This is a genomic window from Curtobacterium sp. VKM Ac-1376, from assembly GCF_015351025.1.
In the GTDB taxonomy this organism is placed as follows: Bacteria; Actinomycetota; Actinomycetes; order Actinomycetales; family Microbacteriaceae; genus Curtobacterium.
Map to the genome: position 1 here is coordinate 132,049 of NZ_JADKRV010000002.1, position 25,535 is coordinate 157,583.

25 protein-coding genes are annotated in these 25,535 nt (G+C 71.2%); 8 read left to right on the plus strand and 17 right to left on the minus strand.

The window, feature by feature from the left end; all coding sequences use genetic code 11:
* Positions 1-55: 55 nt before the first annotated feature.
* From ITJ56_RS03490 to rplS, 5 genes are all read right to left on the minus strand, one after another.
* Positions 56-406, minus strand: a complete 351-nt coding sequence (locus ITJ56_RS03490) for a histone-like nucleoid-structuring protein Lsr2 (protein ID WP_194627700.1) — start codon at positions 404-406, stop codon at positions 56-58.
* Between the two features lie 104 nt (positions 407-510).
* A complete protein-coding gene (locus tag ITJ56_RS03495) occupies positions 511-834 on the minus strand; it encodes a DUF2469 family protein (protein ID WP_017888251.1) in 324 nt (107 codons plus the stop codon).
* Between the two features lie 45 nt (positions 835-879).
* Entirely contained in the window at positions 880-1,587 is a 708-nt protein-coding gene (locus tag ITJ56_RS03500) for a ribonuclease HII (RefSeq protein ID WP_194627702.1), read from the minus strand.
* The gene (lepB, locus tag ITJ56_RS03505) at positions 1,584-2,327 is read right to left on the minus strand and encodes a signal peptidase I (protein ID WP_194627704.1); all 744 of its coding nucleotides are present in this window, start codon (positions 2,325-2,327) and stop codon (positions 1,584-1,586) included. The genes ITJ56_RS03500 and lepB overlap by 4 nt, the downstream gene beginning before the upstream one ends.
* Before the next feature lie 122 nt (positions 2,328-2,449).
* Positions 2,450-2,806: a 50S ribosomal protein L19 gene (gene rplS, locus ITJ56_RS03510; RefSeq protein WP_194627706.1), complete on the minus strand. Its 357-nt coding sequence runs from the start codon at positions 2,804-2,806 to the stop codon at positions 2,450-2,452.
* Positions 2,807-2,974: 168 nt separating this feature from the next.
* On the opposite strand from rplS, the gene map reads away from it, so the two are divergent.
* Positions 2,975-3,757, plus strand: coding sequence for a type I methionyl aminopeptidase (gene map / locus ITJ56_RS03515; RefSeq protein ID WP_194627708.1), 783 nt, complete (start codon positions 2,975-2,977; stop codon positions 3,755-3,757).
* A 159-nt stretch (positions 3,758-3,916) separates the two neighbouring features.
* Here map and trmD read toward each other — a convergent pair whose 3' ends face one another.
* The 8 genes from trmD to aroA all read right to left on the minus strand — a co-directional run bounded on the left by trmD (position 3,917) and on the right by aroA (position 13,535).
* Positions 3,917-4,624, minus strand: a complete 708-nt coding sequence (trmD, locus tag ITJ56_RS03520; RefSeq protein WP_194627710.1) for a tRNA (guanosine(37)-N1)-methyltransferase TrmD — start codon at positions 4,622-4,624, stop codon at positions 3,917-3,919.
* A gap of 4 nt (positions 4,625-4,628) precedes the next feature.
* Positions 4,629-5,189: a ribosome maturation factor RimM gene (gene rimM, locus ITJ56_RS03525; protein ID WP_194627712.1), complete on the minus strand. Its 561-nt coding sequence runs from the start codon at positions 5,187-5,189 to the stop codon at positions 4,629-4,631.
* Positions 5,190-5,208: 19 nt separating this feature from the next.
* On the minus strand, positions 5,209-5,445 hold the full coding sequence (locus ITJ56_RS03530; protein WP_194627714.1) for an RNA-binding protein: 237 nt from the start codon (positions 5,443-5,445) through the stop codon (positions 5,209-5,211).
* A gap of 3 nt (positions 5,446-5,448) precedes the next feature.
* Positions 5,449-5,862 (minus strand): 30S ribosomal protein S16, encoded by a 414-nt coding sequence (gene rpsP, locus ITJ56_RS03535; protein WP_194627716.1) that lies wholly within the window; start codon positions 5,860-5,862, stop codon positions 5,449-5,451.
* Positions 5,863-6,026: 164 nt separating this feature from the next.
* Positions 6,027-8,162 carry an FAD-dependent oxidoreductase gene (locus ITJ56_RS03540; RefSeq protein ID WP_194627718.1) on the minus strand — a complete coding sequence of 712 codons (2,136 nt, stop codon included), beginning with the start codon at positions 8,160-8,162 and terminating at the stop codon, positions 6,027-6,029.
* 4 nt (positions 8,163-8,166) lie between these two features.
* Positions 8,167-9,030 (minus strand): SDR family oxidoreductase, encoded by an 864-nt coding sequence (locus ITJ56_RS03545; RefSeq protein ID WP_194627720.1) that lies wholly within the window; start codon positions 9,028-9,030, stop codon positions 8,167-8,169.
* 84 nt (positions 9,031-9,114) lie between these two features.
* Positions 9,115-10,290 carry an acyl-CoA dehydrogenase family protein gene (locus tag ITJ56_RS03550; RefSeq protein WP_194627722.1) on the minus strand — a complete coding sequence of 392 codons (1,176 nt, stop codon included), beginning with the start codon at positions 10,288-10,290 and terminating at the stop codon, positions 9,115-9,117.
* A complete protein-coding gene (gene aroA / locus ITJ56_RS03555) occupies positions 10,287-13,535 on the minus strand; it encodes a 3-phosphoshikimate 1-carboxyvinyltransferase (RefSeq protein ID WP_194627724.1) in 3,249 nt (1,082 codons plus the stop codon). Before aroA ends, ITJ56_RS03550 begins: the two co-directional genes overlap by 4 nt.
* A gap of 120 nt (positions 13,536-13,655) precedes the next feature.
* On the opposite strand from aroA, the gene ITJ56_RS03560 reads away from it, so the two are divergent.
* The gene (locus tag ITJ56_RS03560) at positions 13,656-14,795 is read left to right on the plus strand and encodes a glutamate--cysteine ligase (RefSeq protein ID WP_228517115.1); all 1,140 of its coding nucleotides are present in this window, start codon (positions 13,656-13,658) and stop codon (positions 14,793-14,795) included.
* A gap of 157 nt (positions 14,796-14,952) precedes the next feature.
* Here the strand turns inward: ITJ56_RS03560 and ffh are convergent, their stop codons facing one another.
* On the minus strand, positions 14,953-16,503 hold the full coding sequence (ffh, locus tag ITJ56_RS03565; protein ID WP_194627728.1) for a signal recognition particle protein: 1,551 nt from the start codon (positions 16,501-16,503) through the stop codon (positions 14,953-14,955).
* A 409-nt stretch (positions 16,504-16,912) separates the two neighbouring features.
* Positions 16,913-17,893, minus strand: a complete 981-nt coding sequence (locus ITJ56_RS03570) for an o-succinylbenzoate synthase (RefSeq protein ID WP_323749712.1) — start codon at positions 17,891-17,893, stop codon at positions 16,913-16,915.
* Between the two features lie 126 nt (positions 17,894-18,019).
* Between ITJ56_RS03570 and ITJ56_RS03575 the strand changes: the two genes are divergently transcribed.
* The 4 genes from ITJ56_RS03575 to ITJ56_RS03590 are packed head-to-tail and all read left to right on the plus strand — an operon-like array spanning position 18,020 to position 21,674.
* A complete protein-coding gene (locus ITJ56_RS03575; protein WP_194627732.1) occupies positions 18,020-18,505 on the plus strand; it encodes a hypothetical protein in 486 nt (161 codons plus the stop codon).
* Between the two features lie 59 nt (positions 18,506-18,564).
* On the plus strand, positions 18,565-19,494 hold the full coding sequence (locus ITJ56_RS03580; RefSeq protein ID WP_194627734.1) for a 1,4-dihydroxy-2-naphthoyl-CoA synthase: 930 nt from the start codon (positions 18,565-18,567) through the stop codon (positions 19,492-19,494).
* A complete protein-coding gene (locus ITJ56_RS03585) occupies positions 19,494-20,633 on the plus strand; it encodes an AMP-binding protein (RefSeq protein WP_194627736.1) in 1,140 nt (379 codons plus the stop codon). Before ITJ56_RS03580 ends, ITJ56_RS03585 begins: the two co-directional genes overlap by 1 nt.
* 39 nt (positions 20,634-20,672) lie before the next feature.
* Complete coding sequence (locus ITJ56_RS03590) at positions 20,673-21,674, plus strand: 1,4-dihydroxy-2-naphthoate polyprenyltransferase (RefSeq protein ID WP_194627738.1); 1,002 nt, start codon at positions 20,673-20,675, stop codon at positions 21,672-21,674.
* Positions 21,675-21,723: 49 nt separating this feature from the next.
* Here the strand turns inward: ITJ56_RS03590 and ITJ56_RS03595 are convergent, their stop codons facing one another.
* Positions 21,724-22,056, minus strand: coding sequence for a DUF4229 domain-containing protein (locus tag ITJ56_RS03595; RefSeq protein ID WP_194627740.1), 333 nt, complete (start codon positions 22,054-22,056; stop codon positions 21,724-21,726).
* A gap of 65 nt (positions 22,057-22,121) precedes the next feature.
* Between ITJ56_RS03595 and ITJ56_RS03600 the strand changes: the two genes are divergently transcribed.
* Positions 22,122-22,481 (plus strand): PLDc N-terminal domain-containing protein, encoded by a 360-nt coding sequence (locus ITJ56_RS03600; RefSeq protein WP_194627741.1) that lies wholly within the window; start codon positions 22,122-22,124, stop codon positions 22,479-22,481.
* Between the two features lie 49 nt (positions 22,482-22,530).
* Positions 22,531-24,222: a 2-succinyl-5-enolpyruvyl-6-hydroxy-3-cyclohexene-1-carboxylic-acid synthase gene (gene menD / locus ITJ56_RS03605; RefSeq protein ID WP_323749718.1), complete on the plus strand. Its 1,692-nt coding sequence runs from the start codon at positions 22,531-22,533 to the stop codon at positions 24,220-24,222.
* A gap of 26 nt (positions 24,223-24,248) precedes the next feature.
* Here menD and ITJ56_RS03610 read toward each other — a convergent pair whose 3' ends face one another.
* On the minus strand, positions 24,249-25,508 hold the full coding sequence (locus tag ITJ56_RS03610) for an isochorismate synthase (protein WP_194627743.1): 1,260 nt from the start codon (positions 25,506-25,508) through the stop codon (positions 24,249-24,251).
* Between the last annotated feature and the right edge of the window lie 27 nt (positions 25,509-25,535).

The following is a 25,535-nucleotide window of genomic DNA, read 5'->3' on the forward strand; positions in this document are numbered from 1 at the left end:
GGAAAGAAGAAGGACCCGGATGATCGTGATCACCCGGGTCCTTCTGCACGGTCGCTCAGTGGGCGGCTGCGTACGCTTCCTGCACCTGCGTCGAGATGCGGCCTCGCGAGGAGACCTCGTAGCCGTTCTCCTTCGCCCACTCGCGGATCTTGCCGAGCTCTTCGGAGTTGCCGCGCTTCGGAGCGGACTTCGGCGCGGCGCCGCCGCCCGTCCGGCGACCCGAGACCTTGCGTGCCGCGGCGATGTAGTCGGAGATCGCCTCGCGGAACTTGTCGACGTTGTCGTTCGTCAGGTCGATCTCGTATGACGAGCCGTCGAAAGCGAATTCGACGGTGCGGCCTTCACCGGTGGTGATGGGGGAATCATCGAGGTCGTCAACGAGCTGGACGGTGACCTTCTGCGCCATGTGGTGCTCCTGTTCGTGGGCGGGAAATCCACCCCAGAATAGCGCGGACAATCACCGGAGAGTCCAGATCAGCGGCGATTCCCCGAAAGGACGACAATTGACGATCACTCGTCGAGTGCCAGTTCCTTCGGCAGTTCGAGTTCCCGCGTCGTGAGTTCCTCGACATTAACGTCCTTGAACGTGAGGACGCGCACACCCTTCACGAAGCGGTCGGAACGGTAGACGTCCCACACCCACACGTCGTTCATGGTCAGTTCGAAGTAGAAGTCGTGCTCCGTGTCGCGGCGCACCAACTCGACCTCGTTCGCCAGGTAGAAACGCCGCTCCGTCTCGACCACGTAGCGGAACTGCGACACCACATCTCGGTACTCGCGGTACAGGGCCAGCTCGACCTCGCGGTCGTAGTCGTCGAATTCGTCCTCATCCATTGCGCCCACAGTCTACGGCGACGAACGGCCCCACGGACGACTGCGTCAGCCGACGAGGGCGTCGAGTTCGTCGAACCCGTCGAGGGAGACGCTCGAGGCCTGGTGCAGCCAGGACTTCCGGTGCAGCGCGTGCGCCCCGATCGTCCGGATCGCGTCGTAGTGCGCCGTCGACCCGTAGCCCTTGTTGGACACCCAGCCGTAGTGCGGTGCCTCGTCGTGCGCGGCGATCATCACGGCATCGCGCGCCACCTTCGCGACGACTGACGCCGCAGCCACCGACGCGCAGTCGCGGTCGGCCTTCACCCGCACGACGACCTCGAGCGGTTCCGTCGCGGGGCGGAGCGAGGCCGGCAGCGCACGGCTCAGCCAGTCGAACGAACCGTCGAGCACGACCACGGCGCGGTCGAGGGACAGCCCCTCGGCGACCAGGGACCCGAGCGCCTGCGCACCCGCCGCACCCAGTGCCGGGACGATCCCCTGCCGGTCGACGAACTCCGCCGGTGCCATGCCCACCGCCGTCCGTGCCCACCGTTGCACGACGGGCACGAGGTCGGTCCGACGGGTCTCCGACAGCAGCTTCGAGTCGGCGAGCCCCTGCGGCACCCGTCCGATGTCGAGCGTCACCGCGGCGACACCGACCCCGACGGGTCCGGCGATCGCACCGCGGCCGACCTCGTCCATGCCGATGACCGTCACACGGCCCTCGGCGAGCAGGCGTTTCTCGACCCGCAGCGACGGGCGCACGGCGGTCACTCCTTGCGCTCCTCCACGCCCGCGAACACCTCGGGGTGGTCGTCGAGCCAGGTCCAGCGGCTCACCGGCCACGAGATGACGAACGCGCGCCCGGTGACGTCGGACAGCGGCACGAAGCCCTTCGACGGGGTGTCCCCGTTGTAGCGGGAGTCCTTCGAGTCGTTGCGGTTGTCGCCCATCACCCAGATCGTGCCCTTGGGGACGGTGACGGAGAAGTCGGTGGCGGAGGCCGGAGCGCCGGCGGGCAGCTTCAGGTACGGCTCCTTGATCGGCACGCCGTTCACCGACATCTGCCCGAGGTCGTTGCAGCAGGAGACCTCGTCACCGGGAAGACCGATGACACGCTTGATGAGGTGGTCGTCGCTGTCACCGGTACCGAGGCCGACCTGCGTCAGGGCCCAGTCGATCGCCTTGGCGGGCTGGGTGTCCGGCGTGGCGCTCGGCACCTCGGACCCGGCGAGCCAGCCGCCCGGGTCCTTGAACACCACGACGTCCCCGCGCTTGAGCGAGACCATGTCCGGAACGAGTTCGTTCACGATCACGCGGTCGTTGATCTGCAGCGTGTTCTCCATCGACGCGGACGGGATGTAGAACGAGCGGATCAGGAAGGTCTTCACCAGGAACGACACGAGCAGTGCGGCGATGAAGATGATGACGAGGTCGCGGAGGAATGTGAGGACGCCGTTCCGCTGCTTCTCAGCACGTGGCCTGCGCCTGGAATCCTCTGTCGTATCCGTCATTTCCGCTCTCGTTCGAACCACCGACTCCCCGCAATGGGAAGAGCCCCCCGCCGATGCACAACCGTACATGGACGAGGGGCTCTCAGCGTCGTCCGGCTCGCGGACGGTCACTGTGAAGGCGATCAGGCGTCGCGCTTCTCCTTGATCTTGCGGCGGGCCGCCTTGCCACGGAGTTCGCGCAGGTAGTAGAGCTTCGCACGACGGACGTCACCCTTGGTGACGATCTCGATGTGGTCGATGATCGGCGAGTGCACCGGGAACCAGCGCTCGACGCCGACCTGGAAGCTCACCTTGCGGACCTTGAAGGTCTCGCCGATGCCGTGACCCTGACGGCCGATGACGACACCCTGGAAGACCTGGATACGCGAACGCGTGCCTTCGACGATGTTGACGTGCACCTTGATGGTGTCGCCGGGGCGGAAGTCCGGGACGTCGGTACGCAGCGATACTGCGTCGACGTTGTCGAGGAGCTGGCTCATGTTCGGTTCACTCTCTGCGGACGCACACGGGTCGCCGCGGATCGATGTCTGGAAGATTTGGTGGTGCGTGCCCGGAATCGGCGACTCCCCCGTGGCAGAGTCCAGCCAGGGCACATCGGTCAATACTGCCACAGAGAGCGCGTGGGACAAAACAGCGAGGATGGACCCATGATCGAACTGCGTACCCCCGCCGAGCTGGACGGCCTGCGCGTCGCCGGCCGGTTCGTGGCCGACGTCCTCGACGAGTTGCTCGACGCCATCGACGTGGGTGTGAACCTCCTCGACCTGGATCGGGTCGCCGCGCGGATGATCGCCGAACGCGGCGCCGAGAGCTGCTACGTCGACTACCACCCGTCCTTCGGCAAGTCGCCGTTCGGCAAGAACCTCTGCACGTCCGTGAACGACGCCGCCCTGCACGGCCTCCCCCACGATGCCGCGTTGCAGGACGGCGACCTGGTGAGCCTCGACTTCGCGGCGAGCGTCGACGGCTGGGTCGCGGACTCCGCGGTCAGCGTGCAGGTGGGCACGCCCCGCGACGAGGACCAGGCACTGATCGCCACGGTCGAGCGCGCACTGGCCGCCGGCATCGCGCAGGCGGCCCCCGGCAACAAGCTCGGCGACGTCTCGCACGCCATCGGTCACGTCGCGCACCAGGCGGGTCACGACGTCAACCTGCAGTTCGGCGGGCACGGGGTCGGCCGCACGATGCACGGCGATCCGCACGTGCCGAACGACGGACGCCCTGGTCGCGGGCTGAAGCTCCGCCCCGGCCTGGTCGTCGCGATCGAGCCGTGGCTCATGCAGACCACCGACGAGCTCTACCAGGACGACGACGGTTGGACGCTGCGGAGCGTCGACGGCTCGCGCGCCGCGCACGTCGAGCACACCGTGGCGGTCACCGAGACCGGCCCCGAGGTCCTGACCCTGCGCCGCGCCGAGCGCGCCGGCTGAACCGAACGCGGCCCCGGAAGCGACAGATCGCGGATCGAACCGCCGTCAGGTCCGCGAGAGCGACAGTTGTCCGCGGTCGTTCCGCGGCAGGCTGTCGCGTCAGCGTCAGCGTCAGCGTCAGCGTCAGCGTCAGCGTCAGCGCCGCCGTCGGCGCCGCCCTCAGCAGCGACCGCGCGGCTCCGCGCCGAGCAGCAGGTCCGGACGGACGCGACGCGTCCGCTCCACCTGCTGCTCGTGCCGCCACGCGGCGACCCGGCCGTGGTGCCCGCTGAGCAACACCTCGGGCACGGAGTAGTCTCGCCAGGACGCAGGCTTGGTGTACGAGGGGTACTCGAGCAGGCCGTCCTCGTGGGACTCCTCGACCAGGGACTCGGGATTGCCGACGACCCCGGGGACGAGCCGTCCGACGGCCTCGATCATCGCCATCGCGGCGACCTCGCCGCCGTTGAGCACGTAGTCACCGAGCGAGAGCTCGACCACGGTCGCGCGGGTCGACGCCCACTCGAAGACGCGGGCGTCGATGCCCTCGTACCGACCACAGGCGAAGACGAGGTGGTCGTGCTCGGCGAGCGAGCGCGCGATGGACTGCTTGAACGGCGTGCCGGCCGGCGTCGGGACCACCAGGGTCGACGACCCGTCATCACGGAGCAACGATGACAGCGCCTGGGCCCACGGCTCCGGCTTCATCACCATGCCGGCACCGCCGCCGTACGGGGTGTCGTCGACGGTCCGGTGCCGGTCCGTGGTCCACGAACGCAGGTCGTGCACGTGCAGGTCGAGGATCTTCTCCTGGCGCGCCCTGCCCAGCAGGGAGACGTCCAGTACGGAGAAGAACTCCGGGAAGATCGTCACGATGTCGATGCGCACGGGGCTACGCCTCGTCGGTCGGCGGCGTGATCGTCTCCGGGCGCGACGTGTCCTCCGGGTCCTCGAACAGACCGGCCGGCGGCGTCACGGTGACGGTGCCGGCGGCGATGTCGACCGCGGGCACGATGGCCGAGACGAACGGCACGAGGACCTCACCGCTGGACGGCGTGTCGATCGCGAGCAGGTCCTGCGCGGGCATGTGGTCCACGCGGGCGACGGTGCCGACCTCGACGCCGTCGCGCAGGACCTTCAGCCCGACGAGCTGGTGGTCGTACCAGGCGTCGTCCTCACCCGTTTCGGCGTCGGCGTCCTGCTCGACCCAGAGGATGATGCGCGCCAAGGACTCAGCCCCGGTGCGGTCGTCGATCCCGGCGAAGAACGCGACGGGGTGACCGTTGTACCAGCGGAGTTCGTCCAGCTCGAGGGTCTTGCCCGACCACGGTGAGTCGTCGGGGACCTGGAGCGTGAAGGTGGCGCCCGGGGTGAACCGACGATCCGGGTCGTCGGTGTAGAGCTCGAGCTTGATGCCGCCCTTGAGCCCGTGCGCCTTGGTGATTCGACCCACCCGGAGCTGGGTCGTCTCCCTAGGAATCGGTGTCCACCACGTCGACCCGCACGCGCTTGCCGTCGGCGAGAGCCGCGACGAGGGTACGGAGCGCCTTCGCGGTGCGCCCGGAGCGGCCGATCACGCGGCCGAGGTCCTCGGGGTGCACACGCACCTCGAGGACCTCGCCGCGTGGGGAGGTGGAGCTGGCGACGCGCACGTCGTCAGGGTGATCGACGATCCCCTTGACGAGGTGCGTCAGCGCGGATTCGAGCAAGGACTACGCCTCGGTCGTCTCGTCGGCGGTCTCGGCCTCGTCAGCCTTGGCGGCGGGGGCCGTCTTCTCCGACTTGGGCTTGAGGACGGCCTTCTTCGAGGAGTCGACCTGGAAGGGCTGCTTCGGCTCAGCGAGCTTGACCTTGGACTCGGTGTCCTTCTCGCCCTTGAACTTGGCCCAGTCGCCGGTCAGCTTGAGGAGGGCCGCGACCTGCTCGGTCGGCTGTGCGCCGACGCCGAGCCAGTAGAGCGCACGCTCGGACTGGACCTTGATGACCGAGGGCTCCTCGGTCGGGTGGTACTGACCGATCTCCTCGAGGACACGACCATCGCGCTTGGTGCGCGAGTCGGCGACGACGATGCGGTAGTAGGGCGCACGGATCTTACCGAGACGCTTCAGACGGATCTTGACAGCCACAATTGCTCCTGTTTGCTTTCGTTGTGGTTGAACTGGAACCGCGGGCGTGGGGGCACACACGGCGAAAGCTCGAGAGAGATCGCTCACAGCTGGATAGAGGGTCGAGCTGCGGCGATTCGACCGTTCATTCTTGCAGATTCCTGGCCGGGATGCGAGCCGACTCGCTACGGGGCGAGTCGGCGGACCGCTTCGAGGGCTTCGGACGTCGCCCGAACCGCGTCCACGCTCCGCGCGTCGCGTGCACCACCGACGACGGCGTACGGCACGCCGGCCGACCGGAGGCCCGTGACGAGCCCGTCAGGCGTGTCGCCCTCGGCGTCGATCGCGCGCTCCTGCCCGGCGCAGACCACGACGGTGTCCGCCGGCACCCCGACCTCGTCCCCGTGCTCGTCACGGATCCAGAGCACCCCGGGTTCGACGCGCAGGTACTCCTGGACGCCGCCGATCATCCGCACGCCGGCGTCACGCAGTCGGCCGATGGCGACCCAGCGCGAGGTGATCCCGATCCCCTGCCCGAACTTGCCCGCTCGGCGCAGCACCGTCACCTGCGACCCCGGCCGGGTGGTGCGCGGCGCCGTGGGGAGCCGCTGCGGGACGTCGCCGACGAGCACCTCGGAGACGTCGAGGTCCCACCGCGCCGCGAACTCCCCGGCCCGCACGACCTCGTCCGGCGACTCGGTCAGGAACGCCGCGGTGTCGACACCGATGCCGCCACCGCCGATGATCGCGACGGTGCCCTCGGGGACGCCGTCGCGCAGCGCCCGTTCGTAGGACAGCACGTGCGGCAGGTCGCTGCCGGGGACGTCGATGCTCCGCGGGACCACCCCGGCCGCGAGCACGACGGCGTCGCTGTCGACGAGGTCCCGAGCCGTGGCCGGGCGTCCGAGGCGGATCGTCGCGCCCCGCTCCGCGAGCTCGGCACGGGCGGACCGCACCGTGGCGGCGTAGTCCTCCTTGCCCGGCACGAGTGCAGCGAGGCCGAACTGGCCACCCAGGCGGTCGGACGCCTCCCAGAGGGTGACGTCGTGGCCCCGTCGAGCGGCGTCCACGGCGGCGGCGAGTCCGGCCGGCCCGCCCCCGACGACGTCGACGCGCTTCGGGTCGGTCGTCGGGCGTGCGGGGAACGCGACTTCGCGGGCGGCCCGGGGGTTGACGAGGCAGGACACCGGGGCGCCGACGATGGAACGGTCGAGGCACGCCTGGTTGCAGCCGATGCACGTGTTCACCAGGGCGAACCCGCCGGCGAGTGAGCGCGAGACGATGGCCGGGTCGGCGAGGAACGGCCGGGCCAGGGCGACGGCGTCGATCAGCCCGTCCTGCAGCACCGTTTCACCGTCGCGCAGGTCCGTCATCCGGTTCGAGGCGATCACCCGGACGTCCGGGTACGCCGATGCCCGGACGACGCCGGCGATCCGGGCGGCGTAGGCGAGCCAGGCGCCGTGCGGCACAGCAGCCTGCACGGTCGGGGTACGGGACTCGTGCCAGCCGATGCCGACCGAGATCCCGTCGAGTCCGAGCGGGAGCAGGTCGTGCACGAGGGCGTCGACGTCGTCGTCGGTCGACGAGCCGGGCATCAGGTCCGCGCCGGACAGCCGGATCGTCACGGCGAGCTCGGGCACCGCGGTGCGCACGGCCCGGACGACCTCGATGGCGAAGCGCCGACGTCGGACTGCGTCGCCGCCCCACTCGTCGTCGCGCAGGTTGGTGAGCGGCGACTGGAACTGGTTGATCAGGTACCCCTCGGACGCCATGATCTCGACGCCGTCGAACCCGACCTCGCGGGCGGTGCGGGCGGCGGCGGCGAAGTCGTCGATGGTCCGCTCGACCTCGGCCGACGTCAGCTCGGTGGGCACCACGCCGCGGGCAGCCGCCCAGGGCAGCGCTGACGGGGCCACGACGCGCTGCGGGTCGCCGTGTCGATCCGCCAACCCTGCGGCGAGCGCGTACCGCCCCGCGTGGAACAGCTGCGCGAGGATCGTCCCACCCTCGTCGTGCACGGCCCGGACCGCGACGCGGAACCGTTCGTCCGCTCCCCCGGCGCCGAAGACCGCGAAGTCCGGACCACCCCGCGCCTCGTCGTTCACGGCGATGCCGCCGGTGATGATGCACGCGGCCCCGCCGGCCGCACGTTCGCGGTAGAACGCTGCCATGCCGGCGCCGCCGTCGTCGCGCACCTCGAGCCCGGTGTGCATCGAGCCCATCACCACCCGGTTCGCCAGGTGCAGGGGCCCGAGGGTCCAGGGTGACGCGACGGTCAGGAGGGAGTCCGGCACGACGGGGGCGGAAGCGACGCTGCTCATACGCCTATTCTGCGGCGTCCACGCCCGGACCGTCAGCGGGCAGCACCGCGTCGCGGAGGGGCGACGTGGTGTCCGACCAGTACGGCGGCGCGATGACGGTCAGGCCGCCGTCGACCGACAGCACCTGGCCGGTGATGTAGCCGGCCTTGTCGGACAGCAGGAAGTCGACGGCGTCGGCCATGTCGTCGGCGGTCCCGGGGCGCTGCAGCGGGAGCTTCTCGAGCACGCTGTCCATGGGCGCCTGACCGGGGACCCTCGTGTAGAAGTACTCGAGCGAGTCGGTGTCGATGAGCCCGCCGTTCACCGCGTTGACGGTGATCTGCCGTGGGCCGAACTCGACCGCCATGTACTTCATGTAGGCCTCGCTCATCGCCTTCGCGGCCCCGAGCGCGGCGTAGGTCGGGAACGCGCGGAGCGACCCGTACGACGTCACGACGACGATGCGGCCGCCGCGGTCCATGAGTGCGGCGGCCCGCTGCGCACCGAGCACGAACGAGCGCGCGTTCGTCGCGTAGCTGCGGTCGAGGTGGTGCAGCTTGAGGTCCGCCACGGGCTTGAAGGCGCTCGCGGCGGCGTTCGCGACGAACATGTCGAGGCGCCCGTAGGTGTCGCGGACCAGGTCGAACAGGGCGTCGATCGACTCCGGCTGCTCGATGTCGACCTGCGCCGTGATGCCGTCGCCGCCGGCGGCCCTGACGTCGGCCAGCGATTCCTCGGCCAGGTCGGCGTTGCCCTTGTAGGTCACCACGACGGTGACGCCGCGCTGGCCGAGCTTCTGCGCGAGCAGGCGGCCGATGCCGCGCGACGCGCCCGTGATCAGTGCGATAGGCGCGCTCAGCGCGATGGGTACGTTGGTGCTGTCGGTCACTGCGGTCCTTCAGGTGAGTGGGAGACGAACTGGAGGCGCGGGGCGGGCCCGCCACGGGCCTCCAGTCCGGTGGTTGGTTGCGGTCTAGAACCCGGCCCGGCCGGTCACGACGGCGCGACCGACGATCAGCTTCTGGATCTCGTTGGTCCCCTCTTCGAAGCGCTGCGCGCGCGCGTCGCGGTAGACGCGCTCGATGGCGTTGCGCTTCCAGTAGCCCTGTCCACCGTGCACCTGCAGGGCCTTGTCGGTGACCCGCGCAAGCATGTCGACCGCGACCATCTTCGAGGCACTGGAGAGCGTGCCGGCGTCCGGGCGGTCCTCTTCGTAGGCGCGGGCGGCCTCGAGCACCAGGGCGCGGGCCGCGGCGATGTCGGCGTAGTTCTCGGCCAGGTAGAACTGGATCGCCTGCCGGCTGGAGAGCTGCTTGCCGAACGTCTCGCGCGTGTTCGCGTACTCGACGGCGAGCTCGTTCGCGCGCTCGGCGAGGCCGACGGCGCTCATCGCGACGGACACGCGGCTCGGCAGCAGGAAGCCGCCGAGTGCGACCTCGAGGCCCTGGCCCTCGTCGCCGAGCAGCGCGCTGGCGGGGACCGGCACGTCGGTGAAGCGCAGGATCGCGTGGTCGGTGCCGCGGATGCCCATGGTGTCCGAGTCGTCGATGACCTCTGCACCGGGCAGGCCGCTGTTCGGCATCAGGAACGCGACGGTGCCGTCCTGGCCGGTGGTGCCCTCGAGGCGGGCGGCGATGAGCCAGTAGTCGGCCTTGACGCCGAACGTGATGAGGTGCTTCTCACCGTTCATCACGTACGTGTCACCCTCGCGGCGGACGGTGGTGCGGATGTCTGCGCCGGTGCCCGCGGTCGCCTCGGTCAGCGTGAAGGCGACGAGCTTGTCACCGGCGACGCTCGGCTTGACGACCTGCTCGATCTGCTCGGGCGTCGCGTACGGGGCCATCGCGCGCCAGGTGCCGTTGATGACGTGCACGAGCATGCGGATGGAGGCATGCGAGCGGGAGATGGTCTCCATGATCTCGAGGTAGCGCGAGAACGGGATGTCCCGGCCGCCGAGCTCCGTCGGGGCGGCGAGACTCAGCCACCCCTTGTCCTTGAGCTCCTGGAACAGCTCGGGCGCGACCTGACCGGTGCGCTCGATCTCCTCGGCCCACTCCTCACCCCGACCGCGGACCCACTCGGTGACCTCGGCCTTGAGCTGCTGGAACGTGGTCTCGTCCAGCGACTGGTCGGTGGCGGTGATCGTCATCGTGTCTGGTTCTCCTTCGTCGCGACGAGCGCGGCTGCCTGCTCGCGCAGGACGTTCTTCTGGACCTTGCCCACCGCGTTGCGCGGGAGTTCGGCGGTGTACTCGAGTCGTTCCGGCCAGTAGTACTTGCTCACGCCGGCGTTGTCGAGGTACTGCTGCATCCCCGCGAAGTCGAGCGGCTCGTCGGTCCGCGCGTTGACGACCCAGGCGCAGGCGCGCTCGCCGAGCCGCTCGTCGGGCATCGCCACGATCGCGATGTCGGTGACGAGCGGGTGCTGGTACAGCAGGTTCTCGATCTCCACCACGGGGATCTTCTCGCCACCGCGGTTGATGACGTCCTTGACGCGCCCGGTGATCGACAGGAAGCCCTTCTCGTCGACCTTCGCCAGGTCGCCGGTGCGGTACCAGCCGTCCGCGGTGAAGACGTCGTCGGTCAGGTCGGGGCGGTCGAGGTAGCCGTCGAACATCGTCGGCGAGTGCAGCTCGAAGTTGCCCTCGGTGTCGGCGGGCAGCTCGTGGCCCTCGTCGTCGACGATGCGGATCCGGATGCCCGGCAGCCCCCGGCCGTCGTGTCCGTAGGCCTCGGCAGGGTCGTCACTCGGGCTGGACAGGGCCCCGAGGCAGGTCTCGCTCGTGCCGAAGGCGCCGAGGATGGCGCTGCCGAGCACCGTGCTCGCCCGCTGGGCCAGGGCCCGGGGCACCGCGGCACCGGTCGGCACGAAGATCCGGAGCGACTCGGGCTGCGGTGCGCCGGCCTCGACCAGGTCGACGAGGTCGGTCAGGAACGGCGTCGCGCACTGCACGAAGGATGCCCCCGCGACGCCGAACGCCTGCTCGAGCGCGACCCGCCCGTCCCACACCGGCTGGAGGACCTGCGGTGCTCCGAGCCGGAACGCCAGCAGCATGCCGTACAGGAACCCGGTCTGGTGGGCCAGCGGCGACGGGATGTAGATCCGGTCCGCGCTCGTCAGGCCGGACTGCGCCACGTGCATCGCGGTCGCGAGCCCGAGCGTGCGATGCGGGTGTTGGACGCCCTTCGGCTCCCCCGTGGTGCCCGACGTGAAGAGCAGCTGGCAGACGTCGTCCGGGCCGGGGGCGTGCGAGGCGATCTGGTCGAGGTCGACGTGCACGGCCGCGAGGGCGTTGTCGAAGTAGCGCCAGTGCCAGGCGCTCGCGACGACGCGGTGCAGGGCGTCGGCGGGCAGCGGCGGCTGGTTCGTCGGGGTGTCCCCCTGGCCGCGTGCCTCGGCGCGCAGGACGATGACGTGCTCGACCGACAGCCGGCGGTCCTGGGCCTTCGCCTCGTCGATGACGTCGAGCAGCTCGAGCGCGGGCCGGCGCTTCCGGAACACGTTCGGCAGGAACACCACGCGGGCGTGGGACCGAGCGAGGGTCATGGTCGTCTCGCGCGGGCCGAAGACCGGCATGATCGGGGTCGCGACGGCACCGATCTGGATCGTTCCGAGGGTGATCGAGACGAACTCGCGCCAGTTCGGCAGCTGCATCGCCACCGATTCGCCCCGGCGGACGCCGAGTTCGAGGAGCAGGGCGGAGACGCGGTCGGCCTCGTCCTGCAGCTCCTTCCACGTCGTGTTCACCGGTGCGGCACCTCCGACCTCGATGACGGCGAGGCCGTCGGGGTCGGCCTGCGACAGCGCGCGGACCTTCTCGCTGAGGACCAGGGGGTCGGCGTCGAGGCCGGGGAGTTCGGGCAGGGCGGGGGTGGGCCGAGCGGCAGGGGCGGGCTGCGCGGCAGGGGAGGGCCGCACGGCGTCGAGCGCTTCGTCCCTGCCGTCCGTCGCCGTGGTCGGGGGCGTCTGCGCCGGCGTGCCGAGGTGCGTCCGGACACCGGCGGCCTCGGCTTCCTCGATCCGGTCGTCGTGCGCCGCCCGGGCAGCGAGTCCGTCGCCGACGGACATGTCGAGGCCGACGGTGTTCATCGCCTCGAGGAAGGTGGGGTAGGAGATCCGGTAGGCGCGCGGGTAGGTGAGCCCCGACGTCCCCTCGGCCCGCGACGCTGCGACGGCGAGCGACATGAGCACGCGGTGGTCGTTGAACGACGACATGGGTGCGCCGTGCAGGCCCCCGGGTCCGACACCGGTGACGCGCAGTTCGTCCGCGCCCTGCTCGGCGCGGCCGCCCATCCGGTTCAGCTGGAGCATCGCCGCCACGCGGTCGGACTCCTTCAGCCGGATGTGCGCCACGTTCCAGAGTCGCGTCGTGCCCTCGGCGAAGGTCGCCATCGTCGACAGGATCGGCAGCAGGTCCGGGATCGGCTGGCAGTCGATGTCGAGCGGGCGCAGCGGGGACCCGTCGTGCTCGATCCGCACGAAGCCGGTCTCCTCGTCGATCCGCATCGGTACCCCCATCGCCGTCGCGAGGTCGAGGAACTCGCTCTCGGGGTGGTCCGTCTCGGCGGTGGTCGTCGCCGTCATGCCGCGCAGCAGCAGGTTCGACTCGCGGATGCCCGCAGCGGCGATGCCGAACGCGGCCGAGCCGATGTCCGGCGGGATGACGTAGTCGTGCGGGGTGGCCTGCTGGCCCGCCGGGATCCGGTACTCGAGCCAGTCGTCGGAGACGTCGACCCGGAGCCCGAACTGGCGCATCATCCGCACGGTGAGTTCGACGTACGGCTGCTCGTTGAGTCGCCCCCCTGTGATGTGGATCCGGGTCTCCTGCTCGGCGAACGGCGCCACCAGGAGCAGCCCGGACACCCACTGCGAGAGCGTGCCGGCGATCGAGACGTCGCCGCCGCGGGGCCGCTTCGGCTGGACGGTCACGGGCGGGCAGTCGTTCGTCGCCTCGAGGTCGATGCCCATCTGCTCGAGCGAGGTGAGCAGCGCCTTGATCGGTCGGCGCTGGAAGTACTTCATGCCCGACAGCGTCATCGGTCGGTCGGCCAGCGAGGCCAGGCCGGTCATGAAGTACAGGGTGGTGCCGGAAGACCCCATGTTGAGCAGGCCGTCCGCACCGCGCGAGCCGTGGTCGACCACGTCGGTGGCCTCGTACCGGCCGCCGAGCCCGGTGACGTGGTAAGCGTTGCCGCGGCGCTTGATGTCGACGCCGAGGGCGCGGAGCGTCCCCACCGTCCACTCCACCTGCCGGGTGGCGCTGATCCCGGAGACGACACTCGTACCCCTCGCGAGCGACGCGAGCACCAGCGCGCGGTGCGCGTGGTACTTCGAGACCGGGATGTCAAGTGCTCCGACGAGCGGGCCAGTCGTCCCGCGCACCACCAGCTGCATGCGTACCTCTTCCCTGGAGCGAACATTTCAACGGTACGCCCGGGGTGGAACTACCGAGAGTTCCATCCGCACGATCGGGACAACCGATCGTTGTGCGTGTCCGACAACGATCCGGGCAGGATGTACAGCATGGACATCCGCTTCACCGAGTCCCGCCCGTCGACCATCGGCGTCGAGTGGGAACTCCCGCTGGTCGACCGCTCGACCGGCGACCTCGCGCCCCGCGCCCCCGCCGTCATCGCCGCCGTGCACGAACGGCTCGGTGACCACGACCGCGTCACCGAGGAGCTGCTGACCAACACCGTCGAGGTCGTCTCGAGCGTCCACGACCGCGTGGGCGCGGCGACGAGTGAGTTGTCCGGCATCATCGGCGAGGTCGTCGACGCCGCCGAACCGCTCGACGCGCAGGTGATGTGCTCCGGCACGCACCCGTTCGCACAGTGGGACCAGCAGGAGATCACCCCGGACAGTGAGCACTACACGACCCTCATCGACCGCACACGCTGGTGGGGACGCCAGATGCTCATCTGGGGCGTCCACGTGCACATCGGTATCGACGACCGTGACAAGGCGCTCCCGATCCTCGGTGCGATGCTCGCCTACGTCCCGCACGTGCAGGCGTTCACGGCATCCAGCCCGTTCTGGGCCGGCATCGACACCGGGTACGCCTCGAACCGGGCGCTCATGTTCCAACAGCTGCCGACGGGCGGCTTGCCTCCTGCCCTCGGCGCCTGGGCCAACTTCGAAGAGGTCGTGGGCGACCTCACGCACACCGGTGTCATCGACAGCGTCAAGGACCTGCGCTGGGACATCCGCCCGTCGCCGGGGTGGGGCACGCTCGAGAACCGTGTCTCCGACGGTATCTCGACACTGCACGAGGTCGGGGCCGTCACCGCGCTCGTGCAGTGCCTGGTCACCGACATGTCCGACCGCCTCGACGCCGGTGAGACCCTGTCGACGATGCAGCCCTGGTTCGTCCGCGAGAACAAGTGGCGAGCGGCCCGCTACGGCATGGAGGCGGAGATCATCCTCAACGCCGGGGGCGACGAGCGACTCGTCACCGACGACGTGCACGATCTGGTCGAGCGACTCGACCCGGTGGCCGAACGCCTCGGCTGCCAGGACGAGCTGCACCACCTCGACACCATGATCGCGAACGGCGCGTCGTACCAGCGTCAGCTCCAGGTCGCGCAGGAGAACGGCGGCGACCTGCGCGAGGTCGTCCGCCACCTGGTGACGGAGTTCCGCGACGCGCTCTAGCAGACCTGGTCGTTTCGCGCGTACCTGGCCGGTTCTTTCGACCGGGTACGCCCGATTCGACTTCCCAGCGCGCGTGCGGTGGGAAGGAACGTGCGCAGACGGACGGGAGGCCCGTGGCGGATCCGCCACGGGCCTCCCGTCCGTCAGGTGGTCGCGACTAGCGACCCAGGAACTTCTGCAGCGACGCGAGCTCTTCCTCGGTCGGCGCCTTGCCGCCCTTGGCGCCGCCGAGTCCGAGTCCGGACCCCTGCGGGGCAGCCTGCGGCGCAGCCGCGGCACCGGCCGCGAGGGCCGCGCGCTTGGCCGGGTTACCGACCTTGGACTTCTTCTTGCCGCCCTGCTGCTGCTTCTTGCCGCCGTGCATGCCCGGGATCGGCCCCATGCCCGGCATCTGCGGCACGCCACCGCGGGCGACGGTCTTCATCATCTTCGCCGCCTGCTCGAACCGGTTCACGAGGGCATTCACCTCGGTGACGGTGGAGCCCGCACCGCGCGCGATGCGGAGTCGGCGCGAGCCGTTCAGCAGCTTCGGGAGCTCGCGCTCCTGCGGAGTCATCGACTGGATGATCGCCTCGGTCCGGACGATCTCGCGCTCGTCGAAGTTGTCGAGCGCCTCGCGCATGCCCTTCGCGCCGGGGAGCATGCCGAGCATGCCCTTGATCGACCCGGCCTTGCGGAGCTGCTGCATCTGCTGCAGGAAGTCGTTCAGGGTGAAGTTGTCGGTCGCGATCTTGTCCGCGACCTTGCGTGCCTCTTCCTCGTCGAAGGCACCCTGCGCCTGCTCGATGAGGGACAGGATGTCGCCGAGGTCGAGGATGCGGCTCGCCATGCGGTCCGGGTGGAAGGGCTCGAAGTCATCGAGCGACTCACCCGTCGACGCGAACATGATCGGCCGGCCCGTGATGCTGGCGACCGACAGGGCCGCACCACCGCGGGCATCACCGTCGAGCTTCGACAGGACGACACCGGTGAAGTCGACGCCTTCCTGGAAGGCACGCGCGGTGTTGACGGCGTCCTGACCGATCATCGCGTCGATGACGAACAGGACCTCGTCCGGGTTGACCGCCTTGCGGATGTTCGCGGCCTGCTTCATGAGCTCGGCGTCGACGCCGAGACGACCGGCGGTGTCCACGATGACGGTGTCGTACTGCTGGTCGACCGCGGCCTTGATGGCGTTCTTGGCGACCTTGACCGGGTCGCCGACGCCGTTGCCGGGCTCCGGCGCGAAGACGTGCACGCCGGCCTGCTCGCCGACGACCTGCAGCTGCTGCACGGCGTTCGGTCGCTGGAGGTCCGCCGCGACGAGCATCGGGGTGTGGCCGTCCTTCTTGAGCCACTTGCCGAGCTTGCCCGCGAGGGTGGTCTTCCCCGCACCCTGCAGCCCCGCGAGCATGATGACCGTCGGCGGCTTCTTCGCGAACTCGAGGCGTCGCTGCTGCCCGCCCAAGATGCCGACGAGTTCCTCGTTGACGATCTGGACGACCTGCTGGGCCGGGTTCAGCGCGCGGTTGACCTCGTCGGAGAGGGCACGCTCGCGCACGGAAGCGGTGAACGCCTTGACGACCTCGAGCGCGACGTCGGCGTCGAGGAGCGCCCGCCGGATCTCGCGGACGGTGCCGTCGACGTCGGACGGAGTCAGCCGACCCTTGCTCCGCAGATTGCGGAAGGTCTCGGTCAGCCGATCGGAGAGTGAGCCGAATTGCGCCATGATCCGTCGATTCTACAAGGCTCCCGCCGACGTCACCGGCCGGTTCACCACCGGAGGACGTCCTCGGTGGTTCGACGGCACGGCACAGGCCCCGCCGGGCGGTCCGGAGCCGATCACGGACAGACGGGAGGCGCGGTGCCAGCTGGCACCGCGCCTCCCGTCCGTCTGCCGGGTGCGTCGACGGCTGCCGCCCGGTCCGCGGGCCGGTGAGCGGTCCCGACCCGCCGCGTGCGCGACGCCGAGGTCGCGTGGAGTGTCGTCCGGCGGCGCGGCGGGCGACAGATCGTGCGACCTCGGCGAACCCGAGCGGCGCGTCCTCTGACCGGCAACACCTCGGTGTGCACGAGACGCGGCCGAGTTCGAAGGCGTCTCGCGATGACGCCGGCGTCTCTTGCCCCTTCCTCCCGCGTCAGGCCGCGGCGAGCCGAGCGTGCACGCGCTCCAGGCGGGCGCGCCACCACGCCGTGCGGTCGGGAGACGCGGCGAACCGCTCCACCATCGCCGAGGAGACCTCGACCCGACGCACGGGCACGCGACCGTCGACCGGTACCAGCGGGTCCACCGTGACGTCGCCCGCGAACATCGCCGCCGTCCCGAGCCCCGCGGCGTACCCCGGGGTCATCGCCGCGGCGGCGAGGAACGTCCCCATGCCGAGGCCGACCGAGGTGTCGAGGGCACTCGAGACCACGCACGGCAGCCCGGCCGACGCGATGACCGCCCGCGCCGCCGTGATCCCACCGAGCGGCTGTGCCTTCACGACGAGCACGTCGGCGGCGCCGGCCCGGGCGACCGCGAGCGGATCCGTGGCCTTCCGCACGCTCTCGTCCGCGGCGATCCGGACACCGAGGCCCGCGATCCGCGACCGCAGCTCTGCCAGCTCGGGCACGGTCGCAGCCGGCTGTTCGGCGTACTGCAGGTCGAACGGCGCGAGGCGCTCGAGCGCGACCACAGCCTGCTCGACGCTCCACAGGCCGTTCGCGTCGACCCGGACGGCAGCATCCGGCCCCATCACCCGCCGGACCGCCGCGACCCGGGCGACGTCGTCGTCGACGGTCGTGCCGGGCTCGGCGACCTTGACCTTGGCGGTGGTGCAACCCGGGTACCGCGCGAGCAGGTCGGCGACGTCGTCGGGGGCGATCCCCGGGACGGTGGCGTTGACCGGCACTGAGTCGGCGGCGGGCTCGTGGTCGGTCCACCCGAAGTCGATCGCCGCTCGCAGCCAAGCCGCGGCCTCGGCATCGTCGTACTCGACGAACGGCGAGAACTCCGTCCATCCCGAGGGGCCGCGGAGGACGACGGCCTCCCGAGTGGTGATGCCGCGGAACCGCACCCGCATGGGCAGGGCGACCACGTGCGCGTCGGCGAGGAGTTCGGCGAGGTCGGGGAGCACCTCGCCATCCTCCCACCGCACCCAGGGGCCCCGCCGGTTCCTCGGAGGGGACCGCCAGGGCAGGGCACTAGCATGCATCGGTCGGCCCAGGTCGGCGGAGGGACGACCCGGAACGAGGGAGGCTCGGTGGCGGCGGAACCGCAGCAGCGCGCGTCACAGCAGCGCGCATCGCAGCGCACGACCGACCCGGCACGCGCCGGGAAGCCAGCGGTCGCCCGTTCCGTCGGCGCGGTGCCACCCCGCGACTCCGACGAGTTCGCCCGGCTCATGCACCGGAACACGGTCGACGTCCGGCAGACCGGCGAACGCAAGCGTCGCAACCCCGTCGTCGGGAAGATCGCCCTCGGCCTCGCGGTGGTGTCCGCCGCGGTCGACGCCAGCGCCTTCGCCGTGTTCATGGGTGGCGACACGAACTTCGCGTTCGGCATCTGCTTCGTCGTCGTGTTCCTCACCCTCATCGCCGCCGTCCTCGGCTTCGTCGCGGCGGTCGGGTCGTTCGGCCGCTGGTACGGGGCGATCGGTGTCGTCCTGGCCTTCTTCGCGAACCCCGTGATCCTCATCGTGATCATGGTGTTCGTGGCGCCGGAGATCCTCACCGACATGGGCGCCTGACGGAGCGCACCCGCACGGCCTGACCCGGCCCCACCGGCGCTCGGCGGTACGTTGGGGACATGGCTGCTCCCGTCTCCGACCTGTTCGACCCCGACGTCTGGACCGCGGCTCCGATCGCGGCGCAGTTCACGGACATCACGTACCACAAGCACCTCTCGAAGGGCATCGTGCGGGTCGCGTTCGACCGGCCCGAGGTACGGAACGCCTTCCGCCCGCGCACCGTCGACGAGCTGTACCGCGCCCTCGACGACGCACGCCAGGACCCCCGTGTCGGCGTCGTCCTGCTCACCGGCAACGGCCCGAGCCCGAAGGACGGCGGCTGGGCGTTCTGCTCCGGCGGCGACCAGCGCATCCGCGGGCGCAGCGGGTACCAGTACGTCGGTGACGAGGGCGCGCCGCCCGAGGGGGTCGACCCCGCCGCCGCGCAGGCCTCGATGGGTCGGCTGCACATCCTCGAGGTCCAGCGCCTCATCCGCATGATGCCCAAGGTCGTCATCGCCGTCGTCCCCGGGTGGGCGGCCGGCGGTGGGCATTCGCTGCACGCCATCTGCGACCTCACCATCGCCAGCGCCGAGCACGGCAGGTTCAAGCAGACCGACGCCGACGTCGGCTCGTTCGACGGCGGCTACGGCAGCGCCTACTACGCCAAGCAGATCGGCCAGAAGTTCGCCCGTGAGGTCTTCTTCCTGGCTCAGGAGTACTCGGCGCAGCGCGCGTACGAGATGGGGGCGGTGAACGCCGTCGTCCCGCACGAGGACCTGGAGCGCGAGGCGATCCGCTGGGGAGAGATCGTCCTGGGCAAGTCGCCGACGGCCATCCGGATGCTCAAGTACGCCTTCAACGCCGTGGACGACGGCATGGTCGGCCAGCAGGTCTTCGCCGGCGAGGCCACGCGGCTGGCCTACGGCACCGACGAGGCCGTCGAGGGCCGCGACTCGTTCCTCGAGAAGCGCGCCCCCGAGTGGACCGCGTTCCCCTGGCACTACTGATGGCCCGTCCGCTGGTCGCGACCGGTACGTCGGACCCGATGGCCGTGCTGCGCGGCCTGGAGGCAGCGCTCGCCGGCGGCCCCGCCCTGCTCCCCGTCGCCGAGGGGGCTCCGGCGCTGCCGGCGCCGCCACCGGTCGAGGTCAGGCAGCCGGTCGCCCTGGTCGTCGAGACGAGCGGGTCCACCGGCACGGGCAAACGCGTGGCGCTCTCGTCCGAGGCGCTCCTCGCCGGTGCGGCGGCGGCGGACGCGGCCCTCGGCGGGCCTGGCCGGTGGTTGCTCGCGCTGCCGACGCACTACATCGCGGGCCTCAACGTCCTGACCCGCTCGATCACCGCGGGGACCGAGCCCGTCGTCGTGGCGCCGGGGCACTTCGCGGCGGCGGCCTTCGCCGAGGCGGCCGACCGGCTGGTCACCGGACCAGCAGCACCCCGTCGCTACACCTCGCTCGTCCCGGTACAGCTCGCCCGGGTGCTCGACGACCCCGGTGCCACCCGGGCCCTCGCCCGCTTCGACGCCGTGCTCGTCGGCGGCCAGGCGACCCCGGCGCCACTGCGGCAGCGGGCGCTCGACGCCGGGGTGGGGATCGTGACGACGTACGGCGCGAGTGAGACGAGCGGCGGTTGCGTGTACGACGGCGTCCCGTTCGGCACGGTCCGCACGGCACTCGTCGACGGCGAACTGCACCTGGCCGGGCCGATGCTCGCCGAGGGGTACCTGGCCGACGACGCCAGGACGGCGGCCGCCTTCGTCGAGCGGGACGGGCTGCGCTGGTACCGGACCGGTGACGCCGCGGCCGTGTCCGACGGGGTCGTCCGGGTGCTCGGCCGTCTGGACGACGTGGTGATCTCGGGTGGCGAGAAGGTCCATCTCGGTGCGGTCGAGCGGCTGGTGCGCGAGCTGCCCGGGCAGGAGGCCGCGGTCGTCACCCGACGGCCGGCGGGGGCGTGGGGCGAGGTGCCGGTCGTCGTCACCGACCGACCGCTCGACCTCGGCGTCGTCCGCGGGCACGTCGGAGCGGTCCTCGGCCGTGCGGCACGGCCCGTTGAGGTCCTCGTCCTGGACCGGCTCCCGATGCTGGCATCGGGCAAACCCGATCGTCGGACCGTGCAGGCGCTCGCCGATCCGGCGCACCCGTAGCGACTGCGAGTCCGCCGGGGCAAGTCGGCAATAGGATCGGTGGTCGTGGCACGAACGAAGAACACGACGCAGAAGCAGGGCCGATCGGGCAACCCGGCGAAGGCCGCTGCCCCGGCCCGCACGAAGCGCAGGGCGACCGCACGCGACTGGATCGGCGGCGCACGACTGCGCACCCTGACGCTCGGTGTCGTCCCGGTCGTGATGGGCACCGCCGTCGCGTTCGTCGACAGCGGTGAACCGGGCGACTTCGGCGACTGGATGGCGAAGGACGGACACCTCGCCGTCGCGCTGCTCGCACTCGCCGTCGCGCTGTTCCTGCAGATCGGCGTGAACTACAGCAACGACTACTCGGACGGCGTCCGCGGCACGGACCAGTACCGCGTGGGTCCCGCCCGGCTCACCGGCGCGGGACTCGCGAAGCCCCGCACCGTGCTCACCGTCGCGCTGACCTTCTTCGGGTCGGCCGCGGTCGCCGGGCTCGTCATCGTGCTGCTCACCCAGCTGTGGTGGCTGCTGCTCGTCGGGGCTGCCGCCATCGCCGCGGCGTGGTTCTACACCGGCGGCAAGAAGCCGTACGGGTACAACGCCCTCGGCGAGGTCTTCGTCTTCGTCTTCTTCGGTCTGGTCGCCGTGCTCGGAACGCAGTTCGTGCAGATCCGCGAGGTCACGATCAGCGGGTGGGCGGCCGCGGTCGCCGCCGGGTTCTTCGCGTGTGCGGTCCTCATGGTGAACAACATCCGTGACATCGACGAGGACCGCCTCGCCGGCAAGCGCACGCTCGCCGTGGTCGTCGGCCGTCCGGTGGCGCGGGTGCTCTTCGGCCTGTTCCTGCTGCTGCCGTACGTCGTGCTGCTCTGGTTCGTGCTGCTCTACTTCCGCACGGGCTTCACGTACTTCTCGCTGCTGCTGGCGTTGCCGGCACTCGCGATCGGGGTGTCGTCGCGGAAACCGCGCGAGCTCATCACCGCGCTGCAGCTGTCCTCGTTCGCCTCGCTCGCGTTCGGAGTGGTGCTCGGGGTGACGCTGGCCGTCCAGCCGTAGCGACGCTGTCCGTCCACCCGGAGCGGCGCCGGGGCCCAGCCGGACCGGCTCAGTCGGTGTCGGTGTCGCCGCGGGTCTCGTGCCGGTCGGCCTTCGACACCGGGCGGACGACCGGGGTGGTGGCGTCCGAGTCCGCGGCGTCGACGAAGTCGTCCTCGAAGTCCGAGTCGGCGTCCCGCTCCGGCGCGCCGCGGCGGTTCGCCAGGCTCAGGGCGACCTGCGTGCGCAGTCTGGACAGCGCGATGTACGAGACGAGCAGGCCGACCAGGGCGGCGACGATCGTCGCCCAGTACCAGGGCATCGGCGTCAGGAGCAGGAGGAGCACGAGCGCCGCCGCGAAGATGCCGAGCCGGGCCAGGGTGTACAGGAGCCACGCTTTCACACGGTGAGTCTACGGAAGCGCCGATGGGCAGGGGCGTCACAGGGTCCCGACCTAGACTTCACGACATGGTCCGCTTGTGGTTGATCGTCGCTGTCGCCGCCGTCGCCTTCACGGTGTACGCGGCCATCGACTGTGCCACGATGCCCCACCAGCGCGTCCGTTCCCTGCGCCGCGGCGTGTGGGTACTGCTCGTCATCGTCCTGCCCGTGCTCGGCGGGGTCCTGTGGTTCCTGCTCGGTCGCACGCCGGCAGCCGACCCGGGCACATCCGCCCGGTACCGTGGACCCGAAGACGACCCGGACTTCCTCGGCAGCACGCCGCCTCCGGGGGACACCCTGATGGACAAGGACCAGGACGACGCGACCCTCCGAGACCTCGAAGACCAGTTCCACGACCGAGACGACGACGGCCGCACCGATCGCTGACGGTCCGGTCGGTTCCGGCAGTCCCGCGACCGACACCGCCCTGGCACTCCTGCAGGAGCTCGCGCGCGCCGGCGTCACCGACGTCGTGGTCAGCCCGGGCTCACGCTCCCAGGCGCTCGCGCTGGCCGCCGTCGCGCTGGAACGCGCCGGCGGTGTCACGGTCCACGTGCGACTCGACGAGCGCACGGCGGGCTTCTTCGCGCTCGGGCTCGCCGTCGAGACGCACCGACCCGCCGCGGTGGTCACCACCTCGGGCACCGCGGTCGCGAACCTGCACCCCGCCGTGCTCGAGGCCCACCACTCCGGCGTGCCGATGATCGTCCTCAGCGCCGACCGACCCGACGAACTCCGGGGGATCGGCAGCAACCAGACCACGGTGCAGCCCGGGATCTTCGGTCAGGCCGTCGCGTTCGTCCGCGACGTCGAAGCGCCGTCGTCACACGGCATGGACGCCTCGATCCGCGGCACCCTCCGCACCCTCGCCCGGCAGGCGGTCGCAGCAGCAGCCGGACACGCCGGGCAGCCGGGGCCTGCGCAGCTCAACGTCGCGTTCCGCGAACCGCTGTCGGCGGGACTCTCCGACGACCGGGTCGAGGGGGTCCCGGACGACGAGATCGACCTCGGGTTCGCCACCCGCCGGGCGCACACCGGGCTACCGGTCGCCGACCTCGCCCCCGACGACGAACCCGGCACCGTCGTCATCGCCGGACACGACGCCGGCGAGGACGCCGAGCGGATCGCCTGGGAACTCGGGGCACCGCTCCTCGCCGAGGTGTCGAGCGGTGCGCGCTTCGGCCGCAACCTGGTCGTGACGTACCGCGAGCTGCTGCACGACGCGGACTTCGGCGGCGCCGTCCGCCGAGCCGTCGTGCTCGGCCACCCGACCCTCAGCCGAGAGGTCCCCGCGCTCCTGCAGCGCGACGACGTGGAGACGATCGTGGTCCGAGGACCGGCGGCCGACCCGTTCGACCCGGCCCGTGCCTCCCGACCGGACGCCGCGACCACCTTCGCGTCCGACGTCCGCGTGACGGGCCGGACCGGCCCGGAGCACAGGGCGTGGGTCGGCCGCTGGGTCGGTGCGAGCCGCCAGCTGCTCGGCGCCGGTGACGCGGGCCCGGACCTGGACGCGAAGCGCTCGGCCGACCGAGCAGAGCGGAACAGGTTCCTGCGCGACGAGGTCACGCTCCGGCGCCGCCCCGTCGACCGCGCCATGCTCGCCGACGCCGTGTGGGGCGTGACCTGGCCGCACGACCGGCTCGTGCTCGGCGCCTCGCAGATCATCCGCGTCGCGGACGGGCGGGTGCTCGGCAAGAAGCTGCGGGTGCACGCGAGCCGCGGCCTCGCGGGCATCGACGGCACGGTGTCGACCGCGCTCGGCATCGCGGCGGCCCTCGAGCAGTCGTCGGCCTCGGTCGGCACCACGCGCGTGCTCCTCGGCGACCTGACGCTGCTGCACGACCTGGGTGCCTTCGTCACCGGCACCGAGGAACGCACGCACCGGGTGCAGGTCATCGTCGGCAACGACCACGGCGGAGCGATCTTCCGCGGGCTCGAGGTGGCACGCACGACGCCCGAGGCGGACATGCGGCGGATGATGTCCACCCCGCAGCACGTCGACGTCGAGCGCGTCGTCACGGGCCTCGGCTGGGAGTACCGCCGCGCGGAGACCTGGGGCGACCTCGAGCGCGTGCTCACCGACCCGGCCGAACGCGTCGTCATCGAGGTACCCCTGGCCGACTGAGCCGATCGGGGCACCCGGTCCCGGCGTCAGGCCAGCGCGTCCGTGATCGGGCGGAACTTCAGTGCGGTCTCGGCGACCTCGCGGGCCGGGTCCGATCCGGCCACGATCCCCGCCCCGGCCCAGGCGCGGACGGTCCCGTCCTCGTCGATCCGGGCGCTCCGGAGCGCGAGCATCCACTCGCCGTCGCCCGTCGCGCTCATCCAGCCGACCGGCCCGGCGTAGCGCCCGCGATCGACGTCCTCGAGCTCAGCGACGAGCCGGACGGCCACGTCGGTCGGGGTGCCGGCCACCGCCGCCGTCGGGTGCAGGGCGTCGGCCACGTCGAGCGAGGTGGTGTGCGGCGGCAGCGTGGCCTGCACGTCCGTCGCCAGGTGCCACAGGTTCGGCAGCTGCAGCCGGAACGGCTCGGGGTCGGCACGCAGGTCGGTCGCGAGCGGTCGCAGTGCCGCGAGCAGGCTGTCGATCGCGAACGCGTGTTCCTCGACGTCCTTCGTGCTCGCGGCGAGGGCCTCGGCCGCTGCACGGTCGGACTCCTCGTCGGCACCCCGCGCGGCGCTGCCGGCGAGCACCCGGGCGGTCAACCGCGTGCCGTCGGTGCGGGCGAGCGTCTCCGGGGTGGCCCCGACGAGCCCGTCGACGGCGAAGGTCACGCACTGGGGGTAGGTGGTGGCCAGGTCGAGCAGCAGGGCGCGGTGGTCGGCCCCCTCGGGCAGGGTGCCGACGAGGTCCCGTGCCAGGACGACCTTCTGCGCCGTACCGGCGAGGATGCGCCGGACGGCCTCGGCGACGTTCGTGGTGTAGGTGGCCTCGTCGATGCGACCGGCGCGGAGCACGACGGAGACGTGCGGGCCGACGTGGGGGACCGGCACCGAGGTCCGGGTGAAGGCGAGAGGCTCCGCGCCGACCGTGGTGTCGATCGCGGTGAGCCAGGCCTTGCCGCGACGGCGGCCGACGACCACACGGGGGACGATCAGCACGCTCTCGTCGGCGGAGTCGTCGGCGAACGCGAACGAGCCGAACGCGACGAGTCCCGACCCGCGCAGCTGCACCGGGTCGTCGACGGTCGCGGCCTCGACGACGGCGCGCCAGGTCGCCGCCGCGTCCCGCATCCGGTCCGGGCCGGTGAAGGTGAACCGGACGGCCTCGCCGATTCCGACGATGCCGTCGCCGTTCCGGACGAAGGCGAGGGGACGGTCGCGGAGCGTGTGGCGGAGGACGGCGCCCGGGTCGTCGAGGATCCGGGTCGAGACCGTCAGCGGGGGTGCCGCCGTGGTGGTTCGGGTCACGGCTCCGATGCTACGCGCGCTCGGGGA

Coding starts and splice junctions, on each gene's coding strand:
- ITJ56_RS03540 (WP_194627718.1), bottom strand. CDS start 8,162: ATGAGCAGCGTCGCTTCCGCCCCCGTCGTGCCGGACTCCCTCCTGACC.
- ITJ56_RS03495 (WP_017888251.1), bottom strand. CDS start 834: ATGGATGAGGACGAATTCGACGACTACGACCGCGAGGTCGAGCTGGCC.
- ITJ56_RS03560 (WP_228517115.1), top strand. CDS start 13,656: ATGTACAGCATGGACATCCGCTTCACCGAGTCCCGCCCGTCGACCATC.
- rplS (WP_194627706.1), bottom strand. CDS start 2,806: ATGAGCCAGCTCCTCGACAACGTCGACGCAGTATCGCTGCGTACCGAC.
- ITJ56_RS03490 (WP_194627700.1), bottom strand. CDS start 406: ATGGCGCAGAAGGTCACCGTCCAGCTCGTTGACGACCTCGATGATTCC.
- ITJ56_RS03600 (WP_194627741.1), top strand. CDS start 22,122: ATGGTCCGCTTGTGGTTGATCGTCGCTGTCGCCGCCGTCGCCTTCACG.
- aroA (WP_194627724.1), bottom strand. CDS start 13,535: ATGCAGCTGGTGGTGCGCGGGACGACTGGCCCGCTCGTCGGAGCACTT.
- ITJ56_RS03550 (WP_194627722.1), bottom strand. CDS start 10,290: ATGACGATCACCGCCACCGACCAGTCGCTGGACGAGACCACGTTCCAG.
- ffh (WP_194627728.1), bottom strand. CDS start 16,503: ATGGCGCAATTCGGCTCACTCTCCGATCGGCTGACCGAGACCTTCCGC.
- map (WP_194627708.1), top strand. CDS start 2,975: ATGATCGAACTGCGTACCCCCGCCGAGCTGGACGGCCTGCGCGTCGCC.
- lepB (WP_194627704.1), bottom strand. CDS start 2,327: ATGACGGATACGACAGAGGATTCCAGGCGCAGGCCACGTGCTGAGAAG.
- ITJ56_RS03585 (WP_194627736.1), top strand. CDS start 19,494: ATGGCCCGTCCGCTGGTCGCGACCGGTACGTCGGACCCGATGGCCGTG.
- ITJ56_RS03580 (WP_194627734.1), top strand. CDS start 18,565: ATGGCTGCTCCCGTCTCCGACCTGTTCGACCCCGACGTCTGGACCGCG.